This window comes from bacterium (assembly GCA_022616075.1).
Lineage (GTDB): Bacteria > Acidobacteriota > HRBIN11 > JAKEFK01 > JAKEFK01 > JAKEFK01.
In genome coordinates this window covers 1-7174 of the sequence record JAKEFK010000309.1, presented here as the reverse complement: position 1 = coordinate 7174, position 7174 = coordinate 1, and the positions used below count along the sequence as shown (strand labels likewise).

The 7174-nt window shown below is 47.3% G+C and carries 9 protein-coding genes; 7 read left to right on the top strand and 2 right to left on the bottom strand.

Going from position 1 to position 7174, the window contains the following annotated elements; all coding sequences use genetic code 11:
* A partial coding sequence (locus tag L0156_24800) for a ribbon-helix-helix domain-containing protein (GenBank protein ID MCI0606219.1) occupies nt 1-111 on the bottom strand: 111 nt, incomplete at its 3' end.
* A 124-nt stretch (nt 112-235) separates the two neighbouring features.
* Between L0156_24800 and L0156_24795 the strand changes: the two genes are divergently transcribed.
* Nucleotides 236-478: a CPBP family intramembrane metalloprotease gene (locus tag L0156_24795; GenBank protein ID MCI0606218.1), complete on the top strand. Its 243-nt coding sequence runs from the start codon at nt 236-238 to the stop codon at nt 476-478.
* Between the two features lie 8 nt (nt 479-486).
* On the opposite strand, the gene L0156_24790 is transcribed toward L0156_24795, so the two are convergent.
* Nucleotides 487-1089 carry a DUF559 domain-containing protein gene (locus L0156_24790; GenBank protein MCI0606217.1) on the bottom strand — a complete coding sequence of 201 codons (603 nt, stop codon included), beginning with the start codon at nt 1087-1089 and terminating at the stop codon, nt 487-489.
* A 78-nt stretch (nt 1090-1167) separates the two neighbouring features.
* Between L0156_24790 and L0156_24785 the strand changes: the two genes are divergently transcribed.
* The 6 genes from L0156_24785 to purQ form a co-directional block, all read left to right on the top strand.
* Complete coding sequence (locus tag L0156_24785; GenBank protein MCI0606216.1) at nt 1168-1818, top strand: cyclase family protein; 651 nt, start codon at nt 1168-1170, stop codon at nt 1816-1818.
* Nucleotides 1819-1865: 47 nt separating this feature from the next.
* Nucleotides 1866-4130: a protein kinase gene (locus L0156_24780; GenBank protein ID MCI0606215.1), complete on the top strand. Its 2265-nt coding sequence runs from the start codon at nt 1866-1868 to the stop codon at nt 4128-4130.
* An 82-nt stretch (nt 4131-4212) separates the two neighbouring features.
* The gene (locus tag L0156_24775; protein ID MCI0606214.1) at nt 4213-5490 is read left to right on the top strand and encodes an insulinase family protein; all 1278 of its coding nucleotides are present in this window, start codon (nt 4213-4215) and stop codon (nt 5488-5490) included.
* Between the two features lie 90 nt (nt 5491-5580).
* Nucleotides 5581-6348: an MBL fold metallo-hydrolase gene (locus L0156_24770; protein ID MCI0606213.1), complete on the top strand. Its 768-nt coding sequence runs from the start codon at nt 5581-5583 to the stop codon at nt 6346-6348.
* Nucleotides 6349-6369: 21 nt separating this feature from the next.
* Nucleotides 6370-6618, top strand: a complete 249-nt coding sequence (gene purS / locus L0156_24765; GenBank protein ID MCI0606212.1) for a phosphoribosylformylglycinamidine synthase subunit PurS — start codon at nt 6370-6372, stop codon at nt 6616-6618.
* Nucleotides 6615-7174, top strand: a 560-nt coding sequence (gene purQ, locus L0156_24760) for a phosphoribosylformylglycinamidine synthase subunit PurQ (GenBank protein MCI0606211.1), incomplete at its 3' end; no start/stop codon positions are given. The genes purS and purQ, both read left to right, overlap by 4 nt.

Genomic DNA, 7174 nt, shown 5'->3' with positions numbered 1-7174 from the left:
CTCGGAAACACCCTGGCGAATCAGCTCTGCCACAGAGACACCCCGATCTGCCGCCATAGCTTTTAACGTTTTGGCTTGCTTTTCAGTTAACTGAATCTGGGTTCTGATCATACATCATGATTACACATTTTGCGTAATGATACAACAGCTGTGAAATCGATTTCATTAGTAAAAAAACATTGGCGTTTCGATTACGGCAGGGATTTGCGAAGAGGCGCTGTACAGAGGTTTTCTGATCTGGTATCTCGGAGGTTATTTGGGGGTTCTACCCGGCGCCCTGATTTCTGTACTGATTTTCGGATTGGCACACGCTTATCAGGGAAAAGAAGGAATTGTGAAGACAAGCGCCATGGGTTTGATTCTCGCCGGGATCTATTTGCTTTCCGGCAGTATCATTGGACCGGTCCTTTTGCATACTGTTACAGATGCATCCGGTGGGTTGATCGGAAGCCGCGTTGCCCAAAGCATGCGGAATTGATGTAGGAGTTATCGTCGCCCCTTTCGAGTCTCCACCGCTTCCTTGATTCTTTCAAACACGTACTTCAAATCAGAAAAAACAATTTGCGCCGGGAAGCGAAGAACAAGGATGCCGTGAGAACGCATCACCTCGTCCCGTTGAGCATCCTTCGTTCTGCGGGACAAATGCTGGACGCCATCCAGCTCAACAGCGATTTGTTCAGCAGGAGCCCAGAAATCAACGATATATCCATGGATCATCTGCTGTTTCACGAACCTTGTTTTGATTCCACTCGTTTTCAATTGTTCCCAAAAGAATTGCTCCGGTAACGTTGTTTTTCTTCTGAGAGTCCGCGATACACCGGACAGATAATTCATTCTGCTGACTCTTGGCGCCGCAGCTTTTCGCTTCGTAGTACTCTTGATTGTTTCCATCGAATTCTTTAGCAGGTCAGGATGATTTCGATGAGCGCATTCCACGCAATATCGCCGTGTCTTGTATCCGTTAGGAGAATGGATAGTGAAAGCGAAATAAACATCACCCGGATTGATAGTCGTGTTACAAACGTGATCCGGGCCGCCGATACAGCGATATTTCTTTTGGGCTCTACGGACGGCTGCTTCGGTTTTCATCCATTATGCATTTTACTATTACGATATGATGAATGACAGTTAATACCGGTTACAGACATTATCAAGCTGGAGGTATTCATGCATAAGCTCGTTGATTTGAGCCATTCGTTAGAAGCTGGAATGATTACCTACAAAGGCATTCCAGCACCAAAGATCCACGACTTCATGAAACGTGAAGAATCCAGGAACAATTACGCGCCGGGAGTCGAATTTCACATTGGAATTATTGAAATGGCGGCGAATACAGGCACTTACCTCGACACGCCTTTTCACAGATATGTGGACGGAACAGATCTATCTCAGCTTTCACTTTCCAGGATTGCGGATTTAGAAGGTGTCAAGATCGATACAGATCGGAGCAGGAGAATTGATGTAAATATTTTAAAGAACCTGGATCTGAAACAAAAGGCCGTTTTGTTTCACACAGGATGGGATAAACATTGGCGCACAGAGCAATATTTTGAGGGTCATCCATTTCTTACACGAAAGGCGGTGGAATATCTAGTAGACAGCGAAGCAGGTTTGGTAGGAATTGATTCGTTCAACATCGATGATACTGCCGATCTGACCCGCCCCGCACACTCTTTGCTTTTGAAGGCCGGGATCCCCATCGTTGAACACCTTTGCAATCTTCAATCGCTGCCTCGAACCGGATTCCGATTTTTTGCAGTGCCTCCCATGGTAAAAGATTTCGGAAGTTTTCCTGTTCGAGCGTTCGCGATCGTTTAGTCGTGCCTTTTGCACGGTTGTAGAATTGAAATAGATTGGATTTCATGATGACCGGCAAAACTGTCTCACACTACGACGTTCTGGAAAAGTTAGGCGGCGGAGGCATGGGGGTTGTCTACAAGGGTCGCGATACAAGACTCGGAAGGTTTGTCGCTCTGAAATTCCTTCCTGAAAAGGTGGCGCAGGATCGTCAGGCGATCTTACGCTTTCAAAGGGAAGCACGCGCTGCTTCCGCCCTGAATCATCCTAACATCTGCACCATCTACGATGTCGGTGACCATGAAGGGCAACTCTTTATCGTAATGGAATACCTGGATGGAAAAACTCTGAAACACTACATCGATAGACCTTTACCGGCAGAGGAACTGATCGATCTGTGGATTCAAATGGCGGAGGGGCTGGATGCGGCCCATTCAAACGGAATTCTACACCGCGACATCAAGCCTGCGAATATCTTTGTGACAAATCGAGGCCAGGTAAAAATCCTTGATTTCGGGCTTGCCAAATTGAGATATGAACACGGCGACAATGTATCGCAGATGCCTACTGTGGAAGCATCAGAGGCTCTGACCCGTCAAGGTTCGATTCTAGGTACAGCGCCCTATGTTTCACCAGAACAGATTCTGGAAAAAGAATTGGACCCCCGTTCTGATCTATTCTCATTAGGAATTGTGCTTTACGAAATGGCGACCGGAGTTCGACCATTCCAAGCGGAAAACACTTACGCGCTTTTCGATCAGATCCTAAACAAGTCTCCGGCAGACCCTCACAATTTGAAGCCCGATCTTCCCTCTGACTTGGTCCACATCATTCAAAAAGCGGTTGAGAAGCCGAGAGAACTACGTTATCAGAGTGCATCGGATCTCCTTGCAGATCTAAAGAGAATCAAACGCGATAGCAGCGCAACGGAAGCAAAAAAACAAAAGCCTGAAAAGGAAATCTCAATTGCCGTCTTGCCTTTTGTCAACATGAGTCCGGATCCGGAAAACGAATATTTCAGTGATGGCCTCACCGAAGAAATCATTGCAAGTCTTTCCAGGATCAGAAGTTTTAAGGTGACTTCCCGTACTTCGGTCATGAGGTATAAGGGAACGACAAAACCTTTACAGCAAGTCGCCAATGAACTACACGTGTCGTACATTCTGGAGGGGAGCGTCCGGAAGCAAGTCAATGACTTAAGAATCACGGCACAGTTAATCAATACGGTTTCGGATTCCCATCTATGGGCTGAAAAATTTCGCGGCACAATGGAAGACGTATTTGAGATTCAGGAAAAAGTGGCGGAAGAAATTTCCGAAACGCTACGCGTGCAGCTGAGCCCGGTGGAAGAAATCGATCTTAAAAAACGATGGACGGAAAATTCCCAAGCCTATCAACTATATCTAAAAGGTCGATATCACTGGTACAAACGCACAGAGGAAGGATTCAGAAAAGGAATTGAGTGTTTTGAAGTCGCGATCCGCTCCGATCCTGATTATGCGCCTGCGTATGTTGGGCTTGCCGATTCTTATAACATCATGTGGTTTTACAGCTTTTTATCAACGAAGGACGCTTTCCCGAATGCTAGATCCGCCGCCCAGAAAGCCTTAAGCATCGACAATCGCCTTCCCGAAGCGCACAGTTCTCTCGCTTATACTCTTCATCTCCACTGGAATTCAGCGGGAGTTGAGCAAGAATACAAACAGGCAATTTTATTGAACCCTGCCTATCCATTTGCGCACAACTCCTACGGCGACTATCTGCTGTCCCTAGCACGCTTTGACGAAGCGATCGCTGAATTCGAAACGGCCAGGGGATTGGATCCCTTCTCCGTACCTCACAGTACCGGCAAGGGATGGGTTTACGGTTTCGCGCGGCAATATGAGAAGGCACTTGCGCAACTTCAGGAATCAGTAGAACTCGATGACAATTTTGCGCCGGCCCACTTGTTTCTTGGTGAGGCATACATGCGAACAGGACAACCTGAGGAAGCCATCCGGCATTTGGAAAAAGCAGTGAGCCTGTGGCACGGTAGCGTTTTGAGTCTTTCGTATTTAGGCTATGCTCTTGCTCTAATGGGAAAGACTTCTGAGACGCATAGGATTCTGGAGCAGTTAGACGAGCTTTCTAAGGAGCGTCCTGTAGACTCATTCCTCCACGCCCTTGTCCACATAGGCCTGCGGGATGAAGAACGCGCGTTTGAGCTGTTGAAGAAGAGTTATGAAGAACGTTCCCACTGGCTGTTGTTTCTGAAAGTGGATCCGAAACTGGATCCCCTTCGTTCCGATCCGCGGTATCACGAACTCATTCAGCTTGTCGGGTTGGACAATTAACGTTATGGTATGATGAAATGTTACTGGGGATTGTTCTTCGGGTGTTTCTCATGAGAATTCTAGGTCTACCGAAGGTGTATTTATGACAGATCGAATCAGGAAAGAGGTGCTGGAAAATGGGTTAACCATTTTGACAGAAGAGATAGATCACCTTCGATCGATCGCTTTGGGTGTTTGGCTCAAGAAGGGCTCACAAGACGAGCAACAGGAAGAAGCAGGGATCTACCATTTCATTGAGCACATGCTTTTCAAAGGCACTGAGAACAGAGATGCCTATGAAATCGCAAAGATGATCGATTCCATTGGCGGTTTTACGGATGCTTTCACAAGCAAAGAGAACACCTGTTTTTACGCAAAATTGCTGGATGAACACCTTTCGCAGGTGCTGGAACTGTTTTCAGACATTTTGATCCGGCCTAAGTTCGATGCCGAAGATATTGAACGGGAACGCAAAGTCATTCTTGAAGAAATCAAAATGGTGGAAGATACACCCGGAGACCTGGTGCACGAACTTTTTCTGGAGAACTTCTGGCCGGATCATCCTCTAGGACGTCCGATTCTCGGTTCTGTTGAAACGGTTCATGCGGCGGATCAGCGTCTCTTGCAGGCAAAATTTGCGGAGAATTACGTCCCGGGAAACATGCTGGTAACAGTGGCAGGAAAGCTGGATCATGATCAAATGGTTGAGAATATTCGACGCTATTTTCAATTGAACGGCTCGAAGGTCAGCAGTTCTCTACCATCGAAACCATCCAATCTCGCCAGGCCTTTCGGGCTGCTGCGCCCGAAGAAAGACCTGGAACAAGCGCATATCTCTCTGGGAATGATGGGATATTCTGCAACGGACCCGGATCGATACGCAGCCAGCGTTCTCAATGTAATTCTTGGCGGCAGCATGAGCTCGCGTCTGTTTCAAAAAATTCGCGAGGAACGCGGCCTCTGTTATACGGTTTATTCATCTTTAAGTCCGTTCAAAGATACCGGTTACCTCAGCATTTATGCGGCAACAGGAAAAGAAGCAGTCCGGGAAGCAATTGAACTGATCCTTCAGCAATGCCATCAGTTAATCACTGAGCCGGTCAGCTCCGAAGAATTGGAAAACGCGAAAAATCATTTGAAAGGTAGCATGATCCTGAGTTTAGAAGGTTCATCGTCACGGATGTTCAATCTGGCCCGCAACGACCTGTATCATGAAAGACAAATCGAAACACAAGAGATTCTGGATAGCATCTCGGCCGTTACGATTACAGATGTGCAGCACGTTGCGATGGAGTTGTTTCAACATTCCAATTATGGCGTCGTGGTTGTGGGAGACATGGATCGCCTCGATTTGCAGTTGAATGATTTTCAAACCCACTGAGAAGTGTTCAAAGGTTCAATGGTTCAAGGGTTCAAAGGAGGCGCGCTACCCTTGAACTTTTGAACTCTTGAACTTTTGAACTTTGAACCTATGAAGGTTTGCGTACTGGGAAGTGGAAGCAGCGGGAACTCGACGTTCGTTGAACATCAATCTACCAGACTGCTGGTCGATGCAGGCTTGCGCGCAAAGGAAATTGTGGAGAGGCTAGCACGAATCCAGGTGGATCCATCAACTCTGGATGGCATCTTTATTTCTCACGAACATCACGATCATATCGGAGGGGCCGGACCGCTGGCCAGAAAGTTCAAGATTCCCATTTATATTTCTCCCCGCGCGCTCGATCACACTTCATCCGCATTGCAACATCTGAACCATGTTCCCATCGGCGCCGATCTTCCGTTGCAAATTGGCTCAATTACAGTAACGCCGTTTTCCACTCCGCATGACAGCGTAGATCCGCTTGCTTTTGCATTACGGGCCGGATCTTCGCGTGCCTGCATCGTCAGCGATATCGGTTTCATTCCCGAAACCGTGCGAAAGCGGCTCCGAAACTCTGATTTACTCGTGATCGAATCGAATCACGATTTGGAAATGCTCCGGACAGGTCCGTATCCATGGTCCTTAAAACAAAGAGTGATGAGCAACTACGGACATCTCTCGAATGAAGCATTAGCATATTTTTTCAGCGAACATATCGACGGCTTTCAAAGAAGAATCATGTTGACCCATTTGAGCCGTCAAAACAATCATCCTCAAATCGTTTATGTCTCCGCGACACGGGCTCTGGAAAAGAAATGCCGGGATGCTGAGATTCACATCTCCATGCAGGATGAGATCAGCGAAATGCTTGAACTGTAAGACTGGCAGAAGGATGGTGGTATGAAGGCAAAAATCATTGTCCGTTTGAAAGAAACGGTTCACGATCCGCAAGGCGAAGCCATCTGGCAGACGTTTCAACACATGGGGTACAGCAGTATCACCGGTGTGAGGCAAGGCAAGGTTTTCGATATCGAAATCGAAAATGCGAATGAATCCGACACCAGTAAGCTACTGGAGGAGATCGCGCGTAAAGTCCTTGCGAACCCGATCATCGAAGAGTATGTTATTGAACTGGGAGAGGAATCATGAAGATCAAGGTCATTGTATTTCCAGGATCCAATTGTGATCACGACACCGAACATGTTTTCCGAAATATTCTGGGCCAGGATGTGGAAATGGTCTGGCACAAGGAAGAACAGGTCGGAAATGCCAATCTGATCATTCTTCCCGGCGGATTCTCTTACGGCGACTATCTCCGGACGGGAGCAATGGCGCGTTATTCGCCGGTGATGAAAGCGGTGGAACGTTTTGCGCGCGACGGTGGAACGGTATTTGGAATTTGCAACGGGTTTCAGATTCTGTGCGAAGCGGGCTTATTGCCCGGAGCTCTCATGAAAAATGCATGTTTGCAATTTCGATGCATGCATGTGAATTTGCGTGTTGAAACGACCCGCTCTCCTCTCACAAAACATCTTGCACAGGGACAGGTGTTGAGAATTCCGATCGCGCATGGAGACGGAAACTATTACGCAGATGACGTCACTCTGACAGAGCTTGTGGACAATGATTGCATCTTATTCCGCTATTCCACACCGGATGGATTGATCCTTTCCGAAGCAAACCCGAACGGTTCTGTATTGAATAT